The organism is Nostoc sp. ChiQUE01b, from assembly GCF_034531255.1.
GTDB lineage: Bacteria > Cyanobacteriota > Cyanobacteriia > Cyanobacteriales > Nostocaceae > Nostoc.
Map to the genome: position 1 here is coordinate 25,511 of NZ_JAVRBM010000021.1, position 19,474 is coordinate 44,984.

The window sequence follows — 19,474 nt, forward strand, 5'->3', positions numbered from 1 at the left end:
GTGCGATCGCCCACAAGAGAACTAGCAACTTGGGTTACTAATATAGCGGAATGGCGATCGCTTCCTCAATTTCTGCTCCCTGCTCAGGAAAGGTTTGCCCATAAAGCTCGATAGCTGCCAGAGAATCGTAAAAATTGAAATATAGCAACCGCCAGGGCAGTTAGGACATTGGTGATTGCTCAAAACCTTGAAATTACTGGGTTTTTACTCAGCACGGGCTAAACGCCCCGCTTCCGCTAACAGCACTTTGCTATATGTTAGGAATTTGTTTTGGCAAAAGTATTACATTTCTGAGGATCGCCCGTTTCAATACCTTGTTTAAAGAATCCTTATCGACGTGATGCGTAAAACCGCCGTCTTTCAAGCGGCGGATATAAGCGAATAGCCGAATTTCTTCGGCATTCTTATATCTGCGTTGACGTTACTTATAATTAATTGTAATAATTATTGCATTTTTACTGCTTACCCTGCTTGGGCGGCAAGAAATACGATATTCCAAGAAATGTTACGAATACTGCCACCGCCACATTTAATATCTGTATAAGAATGGCTATTGTTTAGCAAAATGACTTGCACTGTTGAGGGTATTATTGCCTACCTAATGAGCGAGAGAATGTATTTTATTACTAAGGATAGTTTTGAGTTGAACACAACTCGTATTTAATATAACAGGTACTGATGATTAATCTTTCCCCTGCGACCAAGGAGTAATAATGGTTTTAAGTCAATATCAACGTGCTGTAGGCGTATTTACTCATCGGATAGATGCAGAGCAGGCAATACATGAGTTGAGAGATTCTGGCTTGGCAATGGAGAAAGTATCTGTAGTTGTACAAAATTCAGATCGTAATCATGAGATTGCCGATAATGAAGTTAAAGAGGACACTGGTGATAAAGCTGATGAAGGTGCAACAGTAGGAGGGCTTTCAGGGGGCGCTGTTGGTGGGTTAACTGGTTTATTAGTGGGTCTTGGGACTTTAGCAATCCCTGGAGTTGGCCCAATAATGCTGGCTGGAGCAGCAGCAACTGCTTTGGTCACAACCCTTGTTGGAGCAAGTATTGGTGCTGCCACTGGGACTTTTGCTGGTGCATTAGTTGGTTGGGGAATGTCGTCAGAGCAAGCTAAAGCATATAACGAGCGAGTAGAGGATGGACACTATTTAATAATTGTGGATTGTACATCTTTTGAAATTGCTAAAGTAGAAGAAATACTACGGCGTTGGGGTATTGAAGAGTTTGGCATTTATGAGCATCTCAACAGTGAATATGAAACTACAAATTATCTGACCACAACGACTTCTGCTACTGCCATTCCTAATAAAAGTGGGATGATGTCCAAGTATAGTGTTAGTTGTTTTAATAGCATAGAGAATGCTGAAGCGGCAATTAAGGATATGTCTATCGCAGGTTTTTCATTAAACCAAATTTCTTTAATTTGCAAAGACTTTTCTCAATTGGTTGGGTCAACAGGCATTAATTTAAGTGAACGCTTTGACGCTATGAGGTTAGGAATAGCAGATGAGTGGGCACGCTTTTACAATGAGCAAATAGAGCAAGGCAATTACATACTTATCGTTAGTGGCACAGATAATGAGCAAGATATAGCTCGCTCTATTCTGTGTAATTATGGGGTTCAAGAGTGTCAAATTTATGACCCAATGTTAATTCGTTCTTAAAAGCTAGCGAGTGGTGTCGATGAGTTTCAACACATTTACCTAACAGTAAAATATCTTACTTAAAATTCTCAACAGTTCGGCTTCGCTCAGGGTCAGCCCCTTCTCTGCGAGACGCTACGCGAACGGGGAAGTCAAAAGTCAAAAGTCAAAAGTCAGCCAATTTTAGATTTTGGATTAACCTCTTCTTATAAAGAAGAGGCTTAAATATTGATTGAAAATTTTGGAATTTTCTTCCCGACTTAAGTCGGGGGCTTGAAACCTTTTTTTAGATTCTAGATTTCAATTTAATCCAAAATCCAAAATCTAAAATCTAAAATTGTCTCGGTCAGCAGTGAGCGAAGCTGAAGGGTCAACCTGTACTGCTTCTTTCTCCGTCTCCAGTTGCTCCCGTTGCTTGCTATACTCCCGCAGCTGCTTCAAAAGGTTTTCTTGGGATGAGTTCGGAATAGACGGATTGGGAGTTGGTTGAAGGTCGGTGTCGCTACTTGCAAAATTAGCCTGTGAGGGGCTAATTTCGTAGATTGGTAACGACTTGTCATTAAACATCGCCTGTTGGGTTGGTGCTGGGGTAGGAATTAGATTCTTTGGTTTGCTCACAGCAGCTTTTAGGGAATCTAGAGTAGTAGCAACCTGCACTTGTTGCTGCATCTGTTGTGTAGAAGATACTAAACCACTTAAACCATTTACCAATTGCCGTAAATTTTTACGGAAATTAGGATCGCCTGTCAATTCATCTAAATCAGATGTAATTTTTTGGGTATTTTCAAAGGTGACTCGTGCTGAATCTAAAGTTTGTTGCAGCAACACCACGTTCTTGGGATCTTTTAAGGTTTTAGAAGCATCACGTAAATTAGCTGAGGCTTGGGCTGCATTTGCGGAAAGCGTTTCTAAATTGTTGAGTAATTCTCCTTGAGTCAATCGATTTACAGATGGTGATAAGCTACTGACTGTAACCCGCAATTGGTTGCTAGTTTCGGTGATATTGTTCAAAGCACCAACCAGCGACGAACGATTTGTTGTCAACAGATTATCCAGGTTGTTCAGCAATCGATTTGCTTGAGTTGCAGTTGCACCGAATTTATTTACTGTTTGATTTGCGGATGCATTAAGTTGGTTTGTCGCCCGTTGCACTGAATTAGCCGTAGCAGAAAAGGTATTAAGTTGTAGTCGTAAGCTTTTGGTCAAACCTTGTAAATCCTGACTTAACTCAGTAAAACTGGATGCTGCGCCTGTGGTAGTTTCTAAAACCCTATTGACATTTCGATAAAATTTGGGGTCATTGTATGCACCGGCTAGCTCAGTTGAACTCCGAATTAGTTCATCAACACTGATACCAACCTGACCTTTTAACCGAGAGGCATTGCACACTATGAGGCTGGTATCACAACTTTTATCTAGGGGTTTAGCAAGCACAACCCCAGCAGGCAAGGTTGCTTTTGGTGTGATGTCGATAATACTTTCGCTAATTAATCCGCTTTGATTAGCTTCCACCACTACATTACGGGGGATAATGAGGTTAGTTTGGGCAATTTCGATCTCTACATCAATGGCATTTGGCCCCGGTCTAATCTGGGAAATAGTTCCTACCTTAACACCACGATAGCGAACTGCTGCTCCCTTTTGCATTCCGCCAGCGTTAGCAAATTCTACAATAATTTTGTATGAACGACCAGCAGCAGTGAATCTATTTAACCACAGAAAGAGTAATCCAAATACCCCTAGTCCTAGTAGGAGTAATAACCCCACAGAACCTTCTCTAAATGTTCGCCCAGACGCGAAGCGGCTTGTCATAAGACCTCGCATTGTTTTGCCTCCACCAACAACCAATAATCAATTAGGAGTTAAAAGTTAGGAGTTAGGAGTTAGTAGTTAGTAGTTAGGAGTTAAATTTAACTCTTCACTCCTCACTCCTCATTTTTAAGTTTCTAGCCAGCGACTTTAATCGGGCCTTCAACACTTCCACTGATAAATTGTCTGATCAAGGGATGTTCTGTGTTGTATATTTCAGTAACTGTACCTTGCCACTGCACTTTACCTTCATAGAGAAATATAAGTCTATCGGATGTACGGCGGATAGTGCTGTCCTGATGGGTAACAACGGCATAAGTACTACAAACTCCATGTAAACATTGCAAATGGCGGATTAAATCTTCGATTACTGTCGAGGCAATGGGATCGAGTCCGGCTGTTGGTTCGTCGTATAGTAGAACTTCTGGGCCTTCACTGGGAATATCGGGATTAGAGATAATCGCACGGGCAAAACTCACCCGTTTTCGCATTCCCCCGGAAAGTTCGGCTGGGTAGAGGTCGCCTACTTCTGGCAAACCTACCATCTCCAATTTTTCTTTTACCAAATCTTGGATGCGCGATCGCGGCAGCTTTGAATTTTGATAAAGTAAAAATCCTACATTCTCCTCGACTGTCAGCGAATCAAATAGTGCCGCCTGCTGAAACACCATACTAATGCCAACCTGCTGGTTGCCATCCTCAATCAAACCCTCTCGCCGCACTCCTTGCACATAAATTTCTCCTTCATCGGGACTAAGTAACCCCGCTACTACTCGTAAGATAGTTGATTTCCCAGTCCCTGATGGCCCAATAATCCCCAGTGCTTCTCCCCGGTAAATGGTCAAGTCTACATTATCTAGAACTTTATGGCTACCAAAGGACTTAGAAACACCTTTCAGTTCAATCAATGGTTCAGTCATTAGTTATTAGTCATTGGTCATTGGTCATTGGTCATTAGTCAATGGTCAATAGCCATTAGTTAAGAGTTACTAGCTATTGGACAAATGACAAATGACAAATGACAAAGGACAAATATGCCAAATAGTGATTTCATAGTTATTGGTAGGACATTGTATAGTGTATTATAAGTACATAATTAGCATTCTGATTAGCAAACTTTATTTTTTTAGCATAATATTTAGTTATTGGCGATGTTGATCGTCTCAAAATACCCTCAATGCAAGGCTGACGAAGACACCGTAGTAATTAAACATCTCAGTGATGTGAAAATAAGATTCCAGTTTTCTGTAGACATCAGCAAAGTCATTTAGTATTACTATACTACTTAAGGTCATAACTACTTCCGAGAAAAGTTACAGCAAAAAAAGCTAATTAATAGGTTGATATAGCAATCCTAAATCATTCGTGAAAAGTTAGATCCCCGACAACTTTTACGAAGTCGGGGATCTGGACACCGAGAATTTTCACAAATCAGATAGGATTGCTATACAAGATATAAAAATCAGATTTAAGTTGTGAAAATCAAAAGGTTTAGACTTCCGAGTTTTTATATAACAGGACTTACGCAAGATGTGCCTGAAAACCTGATTATTGCGTAGCGGTAATTCATAAATTACCGCTACTTTCGTTATGTTTTGCGTAAGTCCTATATAAGTCAAAAACCTGTTTTTTATAAATGATTAAGTATGGCTACCAAAAATATTTTTCTGCCATCCAAAGTTATTGGAATTAGCATAATTATTAGATGGTTGGAGAAGTTGATAACATTATCCGCCAATTTTAGAATTGGCAAATTCAAAAATTATTTATTAGTATTGTAACAATTACTGTTAAAAACCAAAGGAGAAATTATGAGTAGCCAATTAGAACAGTTTGCAAGTGATAATTCCTCTGGTATTTGTCCTGAAGCACTGGAATATATGATTAGAGCAAATCAAGGTAGTGTTCCAGCTTATGGAAATGATGAATGGACTCAAAAAGCAACAGATTATTTTCGGGAACTCTTTGAAATTGATTGTGAAGTATTTTTTACCTTTAACGGTACGGCCGCAAATTCTTTATCTTTAGCTGCTCTTTGTCAGTCATATCACAGCGTCATTTGCCATGAGACATCTCACATAGAAACAGATGAATGTGGCGCACCTGAATTTGCATCTAATGGCTCGAAACTGCTACTTGCTCACGGTAAAAATGGCAAATTAACATCAAAAGCTATAGAGACAATTGTCACCAAACGCACTGATATTCATTATCCCAAACCTAAAGTTATTAGCATTACACAATCAACTGAATTAGGAACTTTATATTCTATTGAAGAACTTTTAAGTATTAAAGAAGTTGCAAACAAATATAACTTAAAGATTCACATGGATGGCGCTCGTTTTGCAAATGCAGTTGCCGCTATGAATAAAAGTCCTGCTGAAATTACTTGGAAAACTGGAATCGATGTATTGTGCTTTTGTGGTACCAAGAATGGAATGGCATTAGGCGAGGCCATTCTTTTCTTCAACAAATCGCTAGCAGAGGATTTTGATTATCGATGTAAGCAAGCAGGCCAGCTAGCTTCAAAAATGCGGTTTATTTCGGCTCCCTGGTTGGGTTTATTGGAAACTGGTGCTTGGTTAAGAAATGCTAGACATGCCAATCAATGTGCTGAATACTTAGAAAATCAACTATTAAACATAGAAGGTGTTGACTTGATGTTTCCTAGACAAGCCAACGCCGTATTTGTAAAATTACCTGAAGAAGTCATTCACAGCTTAAAAGCCAAGAACTGGCAGTTTTATACATTTATTGGTGTGGGAGGAGTACGTTTTATGTGTTCTTGGAACACTACTCAATCAAGGATTGATGAATTAGTTGGTGATATTATAGCAGGAGGCAGGGGGCAGGAGGCAGGAGGCAGGAGGTAAAAACATTACTCTTCCTGACATTCACGCTTGTCATTATGTCCTAACCTATATGACTATGGCTATACTTCCGAATTGGCGTTGCCAGACACTATTGGATGGTCGCATTTATTTTCTCTCCCAACACCAGTGATTCAATGTAAACCCGATCTAGTTCCCGACCAATTAACACTAATTTTGTTTGACGCTGTTCGCTCCTTTGCCAAGTCCGGTCATAAAAGTAGTCAAATCGATTGCCGACACCCTGTAGTACCATACGCATAGCTTTATTTGGAACTGCTACAAATCCCTTAATTCGATAAATTTCTTGCTGTTGTACCAATGTTTGCAAGCGTTTGATTAGGACAGTCGGCTCAAATGCTTGATCTAAGAGTAATTGCACCGCATTAATCCCGTCATCATGTTCGTGTTCGGCTTCGTTGTCGTGGTGACTAGGACGACTATCTAAGTTGTCTTCCACAGCAGCGTTGAAACCGAGTAACAAATCGCTACTGATTTTCCCGTCCTGACAAGGAATGACTTTTACGCCAGGGGATAAGTTTTGCTTTAGCCAATCTTGCACTCTCACTTGCGTTTGTTCGTCAACGCGATCGCTTTTAGTCAGCAACACTAAGTCAGCACAAGCGAGCTGATCTTCAAACAGTTCCTCGATGGGTGTTTCGTGTTCTATGCTAGAGTCAGCTTGTCGCTGTGCTAAGAGAGCTGCTAAATCACCTACATATTGATTAGTTGCCAAGGCTTCACAATCCACTACAGTGATTACGCCGTCTACTGTTGCACCTGTGCGGATTTCTGGCCAGCGAAATGCTTGTACTAATGGTTTTGGCAGTGCTAGTCCAGAGGTTTCAATTAACATACAGTCTAGGCTGGCGCGTCGTTTTAGTAATTCTTGCATTGCTGGTAAGAATTCCTCTTGTACTGTGCAGCATAAGCAACCGTTAGTGAGTTCAACAATGTTACTGTTGGAGTCTTCTTCATCATCACAAACTTGGCAATCACGCAATAGTTCGCCATCAATGCCGATTTCTCCAAATTCATTCACCAAAACAGCAATACGTCGCCCTGAATTATTTTGCAGTAGATGGCGGATTAACGTCGTTTTGCCTGCACCTAGAAATCCTGTAATGACTGTGACGGGAATTTTATGCATATAAAGTATCTATCAACTCAAAATTGGCGATCGTGCGCTTGCTACCCAACTATGCTTGAAGGAGTTTCCTTAGCAAAGTTTCTATCCATCAATTCTGTACGTGAGTGCGATCGCACAGCGCGGAACATTCCAAATCGGCACAACCCTACACCAAACGCCAAACGCATCAGCAAAAACGTTGGCACTTCGCGCACAGACTTGATGAAACCAGACAGTCCAAAACGCAGAAATCCGCTCGGTCGAACCACCCCTTGCCAGATAGAATCTAACCAAGAAGGAAGGGTTTCTTGCGTCCAATCAGCCGTAATTACCTCCCCTTCTACTAATCCTGTAGCTGCCAAAAGCTCAGAAAAGCCCTCAATGCTAGAAAAAGCTGGATGAGACCACTGGTCTAGGAGTTGTCGCATCACTGGTTTCTCCCAAAAATTTAACGGCTTTTGGCGATCGTCCCTTTGATTCCAGTCAGCTACAACCAAGATTCCACCAGGTTTCAGCACCCGCATTAATTCTCTTGCAAAAACAGCTTTATCAGGGATATGGGGGCCTGCTTCGATTGACCAAACCACATCAAAACTAGCATCTGGAAACGACAACGCCATCGCATCATCGACCGCAAACTGGACGTTTAGTTCTTGGGGTGTTAGTTCCTGAGCGCGTTTCACCTGAATAGGGCTGATGGTAATGCCTGTGACAGCAAACCCATAATCTCGCGCTAAAATCCGGCTGCTGCCTCCGATCCCACAGCCAACATCTAAGACGGTAGTACCAGGAGGTAATTTATCTATTCCACCCCATTTAACCATGTAATGTACAAAATCAGATTTAGCAACCAAAAAATCCTTACGTCGTGGCGGCGAACCATAATGACCGAGGTGAATGTGTTCCCCCCAGTAAAACTCTAGGATGCCGTCAAGCGTCCATTGATCGTAGGAATTGGCGACTGTGACTGAGGATTGATATTTACGGGCAGTTAAGAAATAAGCCGCAATTCCAATTAGCAAAAGTACTGTAAAACCAATTACAAAATATAATAAATTTGACATGATTTTGAACGCTCCTGTACGGTCTTGCTCATACCGTGTTAGGGCTGACCACTGTGATGCAAGGATTTTCGGCTATTTTACCTTCACCTCTTGCACCTGATTATACTTCTTTGCTCTGAACATCTTTATAGGAATCATATTTGATTTCTGAAATTATCTACGTAGCTGGGGAGTAGGGAGTAGGGAGTAGGGAATAGGGCTGAAGGCTTTTCGAGTTGTGCGGAGTTTTTTCACGCAATCAAATCATAGTCCTATATCATGTAACCTTTTCTTTATTTCTGATTTCGTGGTTTTCAACACAAGAGATATACTGACAAAGCATTTGCAACACAACCCCTAGTTCCTACTTTTTATGACTGAAGCAGTGATGAAAACCCTCAGTGAGATGAAGCAAGAAACAGACGTGCCAGTTGTAATTACAGATCAACAAGGGTTTGTCACTTATGTAAACGATCGCTTTACCTCTGTTTTTGGCTGGAGTATGGCTGAAATTAACGGTCAAATCATCACGGTAGTTATTCCAGAAGGTTTTCATGCACCGCACCACCTTGGTTTTTCCCGCTTTCTTTCAACAGAAAATTCTACTATTCTCAATCACCCACTGCATCTAGTTGGAATCACCAAAGATGGGCTAGAAATTGAAGCCGAGCATTTGATTATGGCAGAGAAACATCAGGGAGAATGGGTGTTTATGGCCATGTTGCGTCCTCTTTAAAAGAAGTAGGAAGATGGATAGCAAAAGAAAAGATTGACCAAAGAAAAAAAGGATACAGAGCCAATGAATTTATTTATGGAAAAGAAAAAATGCAAAGCAACATTAATTCAAGCCCACTTCGGCTACGCTCCCAACGACTACGCTCAGGGCGGCGCAGTGCATCGCCCGGATTTATCCTGATCGTGCTTCAATTTTGACTTTTGACTTTTGACTTTTGACTTCCCCGCAGGGGTTGACCTCTACCGTTGCTTCTCAAACAGGAGTCTGCCGATGAGCATTAATTTAACTGGTTTAGTCAATCAATTACGGGCGACTCTGGGCAAGATGGAGGTGGCGCTGGGGGCGATCGCTGATGCTATTGTCTGGACTGGTAGTGATGGCAAAATACAATGGTGCAATACTGCTTTTGACAAACTTGTTAACCAACCACATATTTTAGTTCTCAATGCCAAGCTGAGTGACTTGTTATTCCTGAGCCTAGCTGGTGAAACAGTTGCACCAGAATCTTATCCAAATATGAGGGTTCTAAGGGAAGATTATGAAATCACAGAAGAATACGAATGTCATGATGCTAAACATCGCTGCTTAATTTTAGAAATATCAGGCAACTGCGTCGAACTTTCAGGAGGTGAAAGGTCATCTATATTAGTAATTCGAGATGTCACTCAAGCAAAGCACTGGGAAGTAGAACGCTCTTTGGTAGAACAAAAACAAGCAGAAACTTTGTCTCTTTTGCAAGCAACACTGGAATCTACAGCTGATGGAATTATAGTTCTAAATCGAGACTTTAATGTAGCAGTTTTTAATCAAAAGTTTCTTCAGATGTGGTCAATGCCAGAATCGTTGTTACAACCTTCTCAAGGTAATGAACGATTTAAGTTTATGGCTGAACAAACACAAGATCCTAAAGAGTTTATTGCCAGAGTAAAGGAACTGTATGATGAGTGCCCACAACAGGAAACTTTTGATTTAGTAGAGATGAAAGATGGACGTGTTTTTGAACGTTATTCTCAACCTCAATCTCAGGGCGGTAAAGTTATTGGACGGGTTTGGAGTTTTCGGGATATTACTGCACGTCAGCAAGTAGAGAAAGCCTTGAGCGAAAGTGAGGTTAAGTTTCGCAACCTGTTCGAGAATTCTCAATTTGGCATCCTTCGCAGCCGAATTGACGATGGGCTGATTTTAGATGCCAATCAACGCCTTGCCGAACTATTAGGCTACAGTTGTGTAGTAGACTTAATTAGTGGCACAAAATTTACCACAGATTTTTATGCAAACCCAAGCGATCGCCAGCGTATAATAACCGAACTGCGTCAAAAAGGTTCACTCAACAACTTTGAGCTACAGTTTAATCAGTGCGACGGTAAGAAGCGCTGGGGCTTGTTTTCCTTACGTTTGAATTTGGAAGATAGTTGTCTGGAAGCGGTGGTTGCTGACATTAATGATCGCAAGCAAGTAGAGGCAGATTTACACCGCAGTAATGCCATACTAAAAGCCCAACAAGAAGCTTCAATTGATGGGATTTTAGTCGTTGATGAAAATGGTCAAATAGTATCTTACAATCAACGTTTTTGCCAGTTATGGCAAATTCCAGAAACATTTGTCAATAATAACGATCAGCGATTACTCAAATTAGCACTCGATAAACTAGAACAGCCACAAGAGTTTCTCGCAAAAGTTGAGTATCTCTACGCCCATCCAGACCAAATCAGCCGGGATGAAATTCGCCTGAAAGATGGGCGGACTCTAGACCGATATTCTGCATCTGTACGATCGCCAACAGAAGATTACTATGGTAGAATTTGGTACTTCCGCGATATTACGAATCGCAAACAGGTAGAAGAAGCTTTACGTCGCAGCGAACAGAAATATCGCAACATTTTTGAAAACTTTCAAGTGGGAATTGCTCGCATTCGTTTAGAAGATGGGCTATTTCTAGAAGCCAACCAACGCCAAGCCGAAATTTTGGGTTATAGTTCCCCCACCGATTTAATTGGCAAGCAATTCACGACGGAGTTTTACGCCAATCCAGATGATCGCCAACAGCTGTTGGCAGAAATGGCACAGCAGGGTGAGGTACGTAACTTTGAATTACAACTATGTCGTCGGGATAAATCCTTTGGTTGGGGGCTACTATCGCTGAGACGAAATGCTGAAGATGGCTGTATAGATGCCGTAATTACCGATATTAGCGATCGCAAGCTTGTCGAAGAATCTTTACGACAATCAGAAGCCAGATTTCGCGCTCTTTATGAATCAACCAGTATTGCTGTGATGTTACAGGAAAACGGAATTCCCCTTGATTGTAACCGGGCAGCAGAAGAACTATTCGGCTATTCTCGGCAAGAGTTTTTGCAAAACCATCCAAGTGAATTTTCACCGCCATTCCAACCAAATGGTCAAACTTCTGCTAGTTTGGCCCGTGAACAAATTGTCCTCGCCTACGAACAAGGCAGACATCGTTTTGAATGGGTTCACCGTCGCGCCGATGGTACAGATTTTCCGGCTGAGGTGTGGTTAAATGTATTTAAGTTGGGTGAGCGCACACTTATTCAGGGGTTGGTGCAAGACTTGACTGAACGTAAGCAAGTTGAAGCCACACTTTGGCACCGCGCTCAGGTAGACAGATTCCTAAACAGCATTTCTCGCCAGTTTATCGACCAAGATGCAGATACCGCAATCAATTTCACCCTGCAAGCGAGCGCCGAATTGATGGAGGCGGAATGTAGCTGTATCTTTGAATACTATGAATCACAACAGCAATTTCGTATAGCCCATAAGTGGTATAATCCCACCAGCAGACTATTATTAAACAATACCTCATCAGCTGAGCCGTTGCCCTGGTTTTATAACCAAATTCTCAACGGTAATCCTATCCAAGGTTTACAAGCGTCCCGCATTGCAGATATTTCATCAGAGGCGCTGGCTGAGACAGAATTAATTAAATCTGTAGTGGCTGTACCAATGATTTACTCTGGCAAAGTCGTTGGACTACTGGAATTACATGCTGTGAACAAATCTAAAACTTGGAGCCAAGAGGAAATCAGCTTACTGCAACGGGTGAGCGAACTCATAGCCATTGGGCGATCGCGGCACAAGGCCGAGGAGGCACTACGGATTGCTAAAGAAGCCGCCGAAACTGCCAACCGTTCAAAAAGCGCCTTCTTAGCCAACATGAGCCATGAATTGCGAACGCCACTCAATGCTATTTTGGGTTTTGCCCAGCTAATGGAACGAGACACCACCCTCAGCAAACGTCAGCGAGACTCTCTAGCAACTATCAATCGTAGTGGAGAACACCTGCTCAACTTAATTAATGATGTGCTGGAAATGTCCAAAATCGAAGCTGGACGGATTGTTCTTAGCCCTACATCCTTTGATTTGTATGGCTTGTTGCAAGATATGCAGCAGATGTTCCAGGTACGAGCCAAGGACAAAAAGCTATCACTTTCATTTGAACTTGCCTCTGATTTGCCGCAACATATTCTTACAGACGAAAGCAAACTCCGGCAAGTACTGATCAACCTATTAGGAAATGCCATCAAATTTACCAATACCGGGGGGGTGACGTTGCGCGTAAAAGTAGGAAAAGATAACGCTAACGCTGAGAATTATTTCCCCGTCTCCTCTTTGCCCAATCTTCAATCCCTGATTACCTTTGAAATTGAAGATACAGGATTGGGAATTTTTACCGAGGAATTAGATAATTTATTTCAGCCTTTCGTTCAGACTGCAAGTGCTAGACAAGTGAGAGAAGGAACGGGACTAGGACTAACAATTAGCCGTCAATTTGTGCAGTTAATGGGTGGCGATATCCGAGTTGATAGTGTAGTAGGCCGTGGCTCAACTTTCTACTTCGATATCAAAATTGAACTAGCAGAGTCATTAGAAATTGCACCACCAGTACTTCAACGCAGAGTAATTGCTTTGACACCAGGGCAACCTGTATACAAAATTCTAGTAGTTGATGACCGCAAAGACAATTGTGATTTATTAACGCAGTTATTTAATAGTGTTGGTTTTGAAACTCTAGCAGCAGCTAACGGTCAAGAAGCGATCGCTCTCTGGCAAACATGGCATCCCCACCTGATTTGGATGGATATGCGAATGCCTGTGATCGATGGATATAAGGCAACTCGACAGATTCGTGCTATGGAGCAGGGGACAGAGAGCAGGGGGGCAGGGGAGACAAGGGGAATAACTAATCCCCAATGCCCAATGCCCAATGCCCAATCCCCAATCCCCAATGCCCGCACAGTGATTATTGCCCTAACAGCTAGTGCTTTTGAAGAACAAAGGTCTAATATTTTAGCGGCAGGTTGTGATGATCTCATCCGCAAGCCTTTTCGGGAAGATGTCATCTTTAGCAAGATGGCTGAATTTTTAGGAGTTAGTTATGTTTATGCAGAAGAACAAGAGAATATTGACCAGATGCAATTGGCTACCTCGGAATTAAAGAATCTCAAACCACAAGACCTAGTGATTATGCAAGAGGAATGGCGAACTGCCTTACACCAAGCAGCCATTCAGGTGGACGCAGAGGTTATTTTGCAGCTAATTGAACAAATTCCCGAAACTCATTCTGCTTTGTCTCAAAGACTGACCGATTTGGTGAATCGTTTCTGTTTTGACGAAATTATCGAGCTGACCGAAACAAGAAAGGATATATAGGACTCATATCATGTCTGGTCAAAGACTTATCCATTTAGACAGCAGGGGGGCAGGGATTAGTAAGTCAAAAGCTAAAAGTAAAAAGTGAGCCACTGCGGTGGACGGGTTCCCCGGCATAAAGCAAGTGGCGTTAGCGCAGCGTTAGCGACGTAGGAGCGTCACCCGTAAGGGTAAAAAGAAAAGAATTAAGACTTCATCAGTTCTCTTTTGCCCTTTAACTTTTGACTTTTAACTTCATCTTGGGGGCAGGAAGAAAGAGGCTTTTGGGATTTTTGCACAGATCCAGTAATCATAAGTGATTAACCAGACTTGATATCATATTTGATTGCGTGAAAAAAACTCAGTACACCTCTATTCCTTCTTCCCAGTCCCCAGTCCCCAGTCCCCAGTCCCCAGTCCCCAGTCCCCAGTCCCCAGTCCCTACCAGTAATTCACCGAATCAAATCGGATTGCTATATGTTAATTTTTAATTCGGAGCGCAGCGACGTGACTCAAGGGGAAGATGATGCATAGCCAGCCACTAGATACACCAAAAGCTAACATTTTAGTGATTGATGATACTCCAGAAAATTTGTACCTTCTAGCTTCCATGTTAACAGAACAAGGTTACAAAGTCAGGAGCGTTACTAAAGGTGCGGCTGGTTTGCGAGGAGCACAGGCAGCTCCCCCAGACCTAATTTTACTTGACATTAATATGCCAGAAATGAATGGTTATGAAGTTTGTCAATGTTTAAAAAGTAGCGATCGCACCTGCAACATACCAGTTATTTTTATCAGTGCAATGGATGATGTGCTAGATAAAGTTAAAGCTTTTACAGTTGGAGGGGTTGACTACATCACCAAACCTTTTCAAGTTGAAGAAGTGCTAGTGCGGGTAGAAAATCATCTGACAATTCGCCATTTACAAAAACAACTCCAAGAACAAAACACCAAGCTACAGCAAGAAATTCGGGAGCGCCAACAAGCAGAGGAAAAGTTTGCCAAAGCCTTTCGTTCCAGCCCTAGCCCAATTGCAATCACTACTTTCCAAGAAGGACGCTTCATTGACGTAAACAGCAGTTTTCTCAGAATGAGTGGTTATTCTCTAGAAGAAATCATTGGCTTTTCTTCTGCTGACCTGAACCTGGGAATAACCGCAGCGCAAAATTATAGCACCTGGCAAAAATTACTAGAAACCGAATCTGTGCAAAACCATGAAAGAGATTTTCGTACTCAATCTGGTGAAATTAGAATTGTCTTGCTATCTGCCGAACTGATTGATCTAGATGGTACACAATGCATCTTGAATATTATTAATGACATTACCGAGCGCAAGCGGCTAGAAAATGAATTTATCTCTTTAGTAAGTCATGAATTGCGAACCCCACTCACTTCTTTAATTGGTTCATTAGACCTTTTAGGTACTGGACAATTAGGAACACTGACCGCTAGAGGAGAGCAAGTTCTCAATATTGCCATTACCAATATTGAACGCCTGAATCGCTTAGTCAACGATATTCTCGACTTAGAGCAGATGAAATCAGGTAAAATTGCCATGCAAGCAGTAAAGTGTAACATCAGTGATTTGCTGATTCAAGCCGCAGAAGCAATGGAGGCGATGGCAGAGCGATCGCAGATTAACTTAATCATTCAAGCAGCCACTGCAAAAATATTGGCAGATCCTGACAGGATGCTGCAAACCCTCACGAATCTGATTGGTAACGCGATAAAATTCTCAGAAGCAGGTGGTACTGTTTGGTTGCGTGTCAAACTGCAAACAGATTACGTGCAAATTGAAGTGCAAGACCAAGGACGAGGAATTCCGACAAATAAACTACAGACAATCTTTGAGCGTTTTCAGCAGGTTGATGTATCCGATTCCCGCAAAAAAGGTGGAACAGGTTTAGGGCTTGCCATTTGCCGCAACATCATTGAGCAACATCATGGCAAAATTTGGGCTGAGAGCATTTTAGGTCAAGGTAGTACCTTTTATATCATTCTGCCATTATTAAACGGAGCATTATGAGCAAGTGTGTATTAATTGTTGACGATGAGGAAGATGTCAGAGCGATCGCCCAAATGGGCTTGGAAATGTCAGCGAGTTGGAACGTGATTAGTGCTAGTTCTGGTCAGGAAGCCTTAATTCTCGCCGCAAACAACCAACCTGATGTTATTTTGCTGGACATGATGATGCCTGATATGGATGGTCGCGCCACACTCCAACAACTTAAGGGCAATCCTGTAACCCGTCATATACCTGTTATTATCGTAACAGCAAAGGTTCAACAGTTAGATCAAGAAAGTTTTGCCAAGTTGGATATTGCAGCCGTATTTGTCAAACCTTTTCGCCCTCTGAAACTGGCTGACCAAATCAGTGCTGTATTAGGTTCAATGGATGTGGAATGATAAGTAATATCATGTCCGGTTGAAGACTTATCATTTAGAAGGCAGGGGAGCAGGGGGCAGGGGGAAAGAGGCTTTTGGGATTTTTGCACAGATGCGGTAATTATAAGTGATTAGCCGGACATGATATAAGTCAACATAAAAAAACCGAACTATGTTATGAAACGTAAACATCATTGAAACCCTTACCAATGACCAATGACAAATGACAAATGACAACCTTAGCCAGTTATATTTAATTACGCCGATCTACTTACTAGCAATTTGAAACAGAGATTGTAAAGTCGATCCATCAGTAGGATATTCAGCAATACCAACACTAAAGTTTATCTGAAAGCGGCTGCTATCTTGGGCGATGAACACTTGTTGTCGTAGAGTAGTCAAAAATTGCCCTAAGCGATCGCTTGCCTGTTGTTTAGTCAATCCAGGTATTCCCACCACAAACTCTCCATTGCCCCAATATCCCAAAACTTCTGCACCTCGAAAGTTAGATTGGAACAAGCGACCCCACTGTTGTAAAACTTGATTGCCAATAGCATGGCCGTATTGAATATTAATCTGCTGTAACTCAGTCACTGTGAACACTGCCAAACACCAAGGATGAAAAGTACTGCTGTCTGCATCTTTGAGTCTTTGGATAAGAAGCTCTAAATCACGGCTGGAGTGAGGTTGATTTGCTAATCCAGTTAGATGGTCTTTGCGAGAAAGGTTTTGCAACAAGCGGGTTCGTTCCAGGCGATTTGTGATCCGGGTGAGCAATTCTGCTGGCACAACTGGCTTGCTTACATAGTCATCGGCTCCAATAGTAAACACCTGTTGAATCGTGGTGCGATCGCACCGAGCCGTAAGAAATAAGATCGGTAGTCCTTGCCAATCAGAATCGATACGTACTGCCTGACAAAGTTCAATGCCGTCAACTTGGGGCATATCCACATCCAAAATCAGCAGATCGGGAACAACAGATCGCAACACTTCCCAGAAGCGTAAAGGGTCATCTAAACCTGTCATCCAAATGCCCCAAGGTTCAAGCATAGGGCGCAGCGCTGCCAGAAACACCGGATCGTCATCTACAACCATTACATTAACTGTTTTGGACTGAGTAATTTGCAATAATTGCCTTGCTATCTCCCAAACTCGGACTGCCTCTACAGGTTTGGCTAAAAACCCCCGTCCACCAGCACGCGCCACCGCCACCCGATCTAGTAAACCATCAGCAGAAGCAAGTACCAATGCAGATATGGGCGGTGTCCGAGATGCCAATTCTGCCAGGAACGCCAGACTTTCTTCCTGCTGTTTTACAGCGTCTGTTGCCAACACTAGCAAATCTGGTGAGTGAGATTGCAGCCATGTTTTACCTAACTCTAAAGTTGCCACCTGTTTCCAACTCAAATTGAGTAATTGCGCTAATTCTTGCAACTCTCGACCGAGATTTAAGTCAGGGTCAATTAACAGTAGCCTGGGTGTTTCTGCGGGCAAAGATGGTTGTAGCTCACCTAAATTGAGCATTTTGGCCAATTCGCGCACTAAATCTAAAAATTGTTGTGACTGGGCTGCTTGCAATGCTTCATCTGATAGCAAAATCTCTTCTATCTCTCGTGCCAAAACGGTTCCTGCTTCCCGCTCAAACATCCCCAACACGCCTGCTAACTTATGGGCTGCCTCTCTAGCACTTTGGCGTAACTCCTGCGTGAGCGTCCCCGTCTCTACTGCCTCTCTTGCTATTTGTAGAGCCTGTAAGCGTTGAACCATCAAGCCGCGATACTGCTGCCATAGCTGGCTCATTCCCTGCTGAAATTGCTCCTCGATAGATGAGGCGGGAAGCGGGAGAAATTCTTCCTTGTCCCCTTGTCTGCTTGTCCCCTTGTCCCCTTGTCCGGTTTCCCCCACCCCTTCCTTCAACCGATACCCTAGACCGTAAACATTCTCGATCCAATCCACAGCTCCAGCTGTCTTCAATTTTTGGCGCAGTCCTTTAATATGTGCTTTGACGCTTTCTTCTAGAGGGGGATCGTCAAATGTCCATAGATGCTCAACAAGTTGTCCGCGACTGAAAACCCGTGATGGATTTCGCAGGAATACTTCTAACAGAGTATATTCTTTGGGGGTTAATTTTAGAGGTTTATTGCCGTAGTTCACCTCACAACTGCGTGGATCTAAATGTAAATCGCCTACCTTTAGCACCGTTGTCACAGAAACCTCGCCACGCCGCAGTAATGCCCGTAAACGCGCTTGAAGTTCTGCTAAATCCAGGGGTTTGATTAAATAATCGTCTGCACCTGCGTCTAGTCCGCGAATGCGATCGCTACTGGCATCTCTGGCTGTAATCAGTAAAATCGGGATGGCGCAACCTTCAGCACGTAAGCGGTGGCATAACTTAATCCCATCAAGACCAGGCAGCCCTACATCCATCAAAATCAAGTCATAGCTGGCGCTTTGGGCATATTCCCAACCGCTTTGACCATCCTGGACTGCATCCACAACATAGTGCTGGCTGGTGAGAGATTGTAGCAAGACAGCGAGCAAAACTTCGTCGTCTTCGATCAGCAAAATTCGCATGGTAGAAGCTGTACCGACACGTGACGATCCTCTCATAATTTGCGATCGCTTTTGGCAGAAATCTTGATTTGGGCTGGTTTTTAGGGATGCAAAATACTGCTGAAAATTTTTTGAGAGATTGCGATCGTGCTTCCCTAGTTCTTCTCGATTGCCTCCTAAATTAAAAACATCGACCGAAGAGCAAATCTAGAAACCACCTAGAAAGACAAAGCTCAACGAACGATGTTTTTTACTAAATCTCACTCAATTATACATCAAGGAGTCCAAAATGTCTGCACAATATCAAGACCAAGTAAGTATCGAAGCTAAATTGATTGCCCGCGCAATGAAGGATGAAGCTTTCCGCACTGAATTGTTGAATAATCCCCAAGCTGCCAAAGCTGCTGTTGAACTTGAACTCGGACAAAAGCTTCCTCAAACTTCCCAAATTCGTGTTGTTCAAGAATCAGATGATGTTGCTTACATTATTCTGCCTGCAACAGCTTCTGAAACTGAACAATTGTCTGAAACTGAACTCGAAGCTGTCGCTGCTGGCGCTTTCACTATCAAAGTTGGTTGTACTTTCTTCTCGATTTGCATTACCACCAACAAGTGCTTCTAGTTTCCACCTAAATTGCTGAAAC

General features: G+C 42.5%; 13 protein-coding genes. 8 read left to right on the forward strand and 5 right to left on the reverse strand.

The window, feature by feature from the left end:
• The first annotated feature begins 713 nt into the window (after positions 1 to 713).
• Positions 714 to 1,676: a general stress protein gene (locus RMY63_RS15925; protein ID WP_322729629.1), complete on the forward strand. Its 963-nt coding sequence runs from the start codon at positions 714 to 716 to the stop codon at positions 1,674 to 1,676.
• 303 nt (positions 1,677 to 1,979) lie between these two features.
• Here RMY63_RS15925 and RMY63_RS15930 read toward each other — a convergent pair whose 3' ends face one another.
• Positions 1,980 to 3,479, reverse strand: a complete 1,500-nt coding sequence (locus tag RMY63_RS15930) for an MlaD family protein (RefSeq protein WP_322729630.1) — start codon at positions 3,477 to 3,479, stop codon at positions 1,980 to 1,982.
• Positions 3,480 to 3,601: 122 nt separating this feature from the next.
• On the reverse strand, positions 3,602 to 4,384 hold the full coding sequence (locus RMY63_RS15935; RefSeq protein WP_322729631.1) for an ABC transporter ATP-binding protein: 783 nt from the start codon (positions 4,382 to 4,384) through the stop codon (positions 3,602 to 3,604).
• A gap of 891 nt (positions 4,385 to 5,275) precedes the next feature.
• Between RMY63_RS15935 and RMY63_RS15940 the strand changes: the two genes are divergently transcribed.
• Positions 5,276 to 6,337: a low specificity L-threonine aldolase gene (locus tag RMY63_RS15940; RefSeq protein WP_322729632.1), complete on the forward strand. Its 1,062-nt coding sequence runs from the start codon at positions 5,276 to 5,278 to the stop codon at positions 6,335 to 6,337.
• A gap of 88 nt (positions 6,338 to 6,425) precedes the next feature.
• Here the strand turns inward: RMY63_RS15940 and cobW are convergent, their stop codons facing one another.
• Positions 6,426 to 7,484, reverse strand: coding sequence for a cobalamin biosynthesis protein CobW (gene cobW / locus RMY63_RS15945; RefSeq protein ID WP_322729633.1), 1,059 nt, complete (start codon positions 7,482 to 7,484; stop codon positions 6,426 to 6,428).
• A gap of 41 nt (positions 7,485 to 7,525) precedes the next feature.
• Positions 7,526 to 8,527 carry a methyltransferase domain-containing protein gene (locus RMY63_RS15950; protein ID WP_322729634.1) on the reverse strand — a complete coding sequence of 334 codons (1,002 nt, stop codon included), beginning with the start codon at positions 8,525 to 8,527 and terminating at the stop codon, positions 7,526 to 7,528.
• A gap of 352 nt (positions 8,528 to 8,879) precedes the next feature.
• On the opposite strand from RMY63_RS15950, the gene RMY63_RS15955 reads away from it, so the two are divergent.
• The 5 genes from RMY63_RS15955 to RMY63_RS15975 all read left to right on the forward strand — a co-directional run bounded on the left by RMY63_RS15955 (position 8,880) and on the right by RMY63_RS15975 (position 16,298).
• Complete coding sequence (locus tag RMY63_RS15955; protein ID WP_322729635.1) at positions 8,880 to 9,242, forward strand: PAS domain S-box protein; 363 nt, start codon at positions 8,880 to 8,882, stop codon at positions 9,240 to 9,242.
• A gap of 33 nt (positions 9,243 to 9,275) precedes the next feature.
• A complete protein-coding gene (locus RMY63_RS15960) occupies positions 9,276 to 9,422 on the forward strand; it encodes a hypothetical protein (RefSeq protein ID WP_322729636.1) in 147 nt (48 codons plus the stop codon).
• Positions 9,423 to 9,512: 90 nt separating this feature from the next.
• Positions 9,513 to 13,913: a PAS domain S-box protein gene (locus tag RMY63_RS15965; RefSeq protein WP_322729637.1), complete on the forward strand. Its 4,401-nt coding sequence runs from the start codon at positions 9,513 to 9,515 to the stop codon at positions 13,911 to 13,913.
• Between the two features lie 502 nt (positions 13,914 to 14,415).
• Entirely contained in the window at positions 14,416 to 15,918 is a 1,503-nt protein-coding gene (locus RMY63_RS15970) for an ATP-binding protein (RefSeq protein WP_322729638.1), read from the forward strand.
• Positions 15,915 to 16,298, forward strand: a complete 384-nt coding sequence (locus RMY63_RS15975; protein ID WP_322729639.1) for a response regulator — start codon at positions 15,915 to 15,917, stop codon at positions 16,296 to 16,298. Before RMY63_RS15970 ends, RMY63_RS15975 begins: the two co-directional genes overlap by 4 nt.
• 246 nt (positions 16,299 to 16,544) lie before the next feature.
• On the opposite strand, the gene RMY63_RS15980 is transcribed toward RMY63_RS15975, so the two are convergent.
• Positions 16,545 to 18,887: a response regulator gene (locus tag RMY63_RS15980; protein ID WP_322729640.1), complete on the reverse strand. Its 2,343-nt coding sequence runs from the start codon at positions 18,885 to 18,887 to the stop codon at positions 16,545 to 16,547.
• Positions 18,888 to 19,119: 232 nt separating this feature from the next.
• Between RMY63_RS15980 and RMY63_RS15985 the strand changes: the two genes are divergently transcribed.
• Positions 19,120 to 19,452 carry an NHLP leader peptide family RiPP precursor gene (locus tag RMY63_RS15985; protein ID WP_322729641.1) on the forward strand — a complete coding sequence of 111 codons (333 nt, stop codon included), beginning with the start codon at positions 19,120 to 19,122 and terminating at the stop codon, positions 19,450 to 19,452.
• Positions 19,453 to 19,474 lie beyond the last annotated feature (22 nt).

Excerpts from the sequence above, each read along its gene's own strand:
- RMY63_RS15925 (WP_322729629.1), top strand. The coding sequence starts at position 714 with ATGGTTTTAAGTCAATATCAACGTGCTGTAGGCGTATTTACTCATCGG.
- RMY63_RS15930 (WP_322729630.1), bottom strand. The coding sequence starts at position 3,479 with ATGCGAGGTCTTATGACAAGCCGCTTCGCGTCTGGGCGAACATTTAGA.
- RMY63_RS15935 (WP_322729631.1), bottom strand. The coding sequence starts at position 4,384 with ATGACTGAACCATTGATTGAACTGAAAGGTGTTTCTAAGTCCTTTGGT.
- RMY63_RS15940 (WP_322729632.1), top strand. The coding sequence starts at position 5,276 with ATGAGTAGCCAATTAGAACAGTTTGCAAGTGATAATTCCTCTGGTATT.
- cobW (WP_322729633.1), bottom strand. The coding sequence starts at position 7,484 with ATGCATAAAATTCCCGTCACAGTCATTACAGGATTTCTAGGTGCAGGC.
- RMY63_RS15950 (WP_322729634.1), bottom strand. The coding sequence starts at position 8,527 with ATGTCAAATTTATTATATTTTGTAATTGGTTTTACAGTACTTTTGCTA.
- RMY63_RS15955 (WP_322729635.1), top strand. The coding sequence starts at position 8,880 with ATGACTGAAGCAGTGATGAAAACCCTCAGTGAGATGAAGCAAGAAACA.
- RMY63_RS15965 (WP_322729637.1), top strand. The coding sequence starts at position 9,513 with ATGAGCATTAATTTAACTGGTTTAGTCAATCAATTACGGGCGACTCTG.
- RMY63_RS15970 (WP_322729638.1), top strand. The coding sequence starts at position 14,416 with ATGATGCATAGCCAGCCACTAGATACACCAAAAGCTAACATTTTAGTG.
- RMY63_RS15975 (WP_322729639.1), top strand. The coding sequence starts at position 15,915 with ATGAGCAAGTGTGTATTAATTGTTGACGATGAGGAAGATGTCAGAGCG.
- RMY63_RS15980 (WP_322729640.1), bottom strand. The coding sequence starts at position 18,887 with ATGAGAGGATCGTCACGTGTCGGTACAGCTTCTACCATGCGAATTTTG.
- RMY63_RS15985 (WP_322729641.1), top strand. The coding sequence starts at position 19,120 with ATGTCTGCACAATATCAAGACCAAGTAAGTATCGAAGCTAAATTGATT.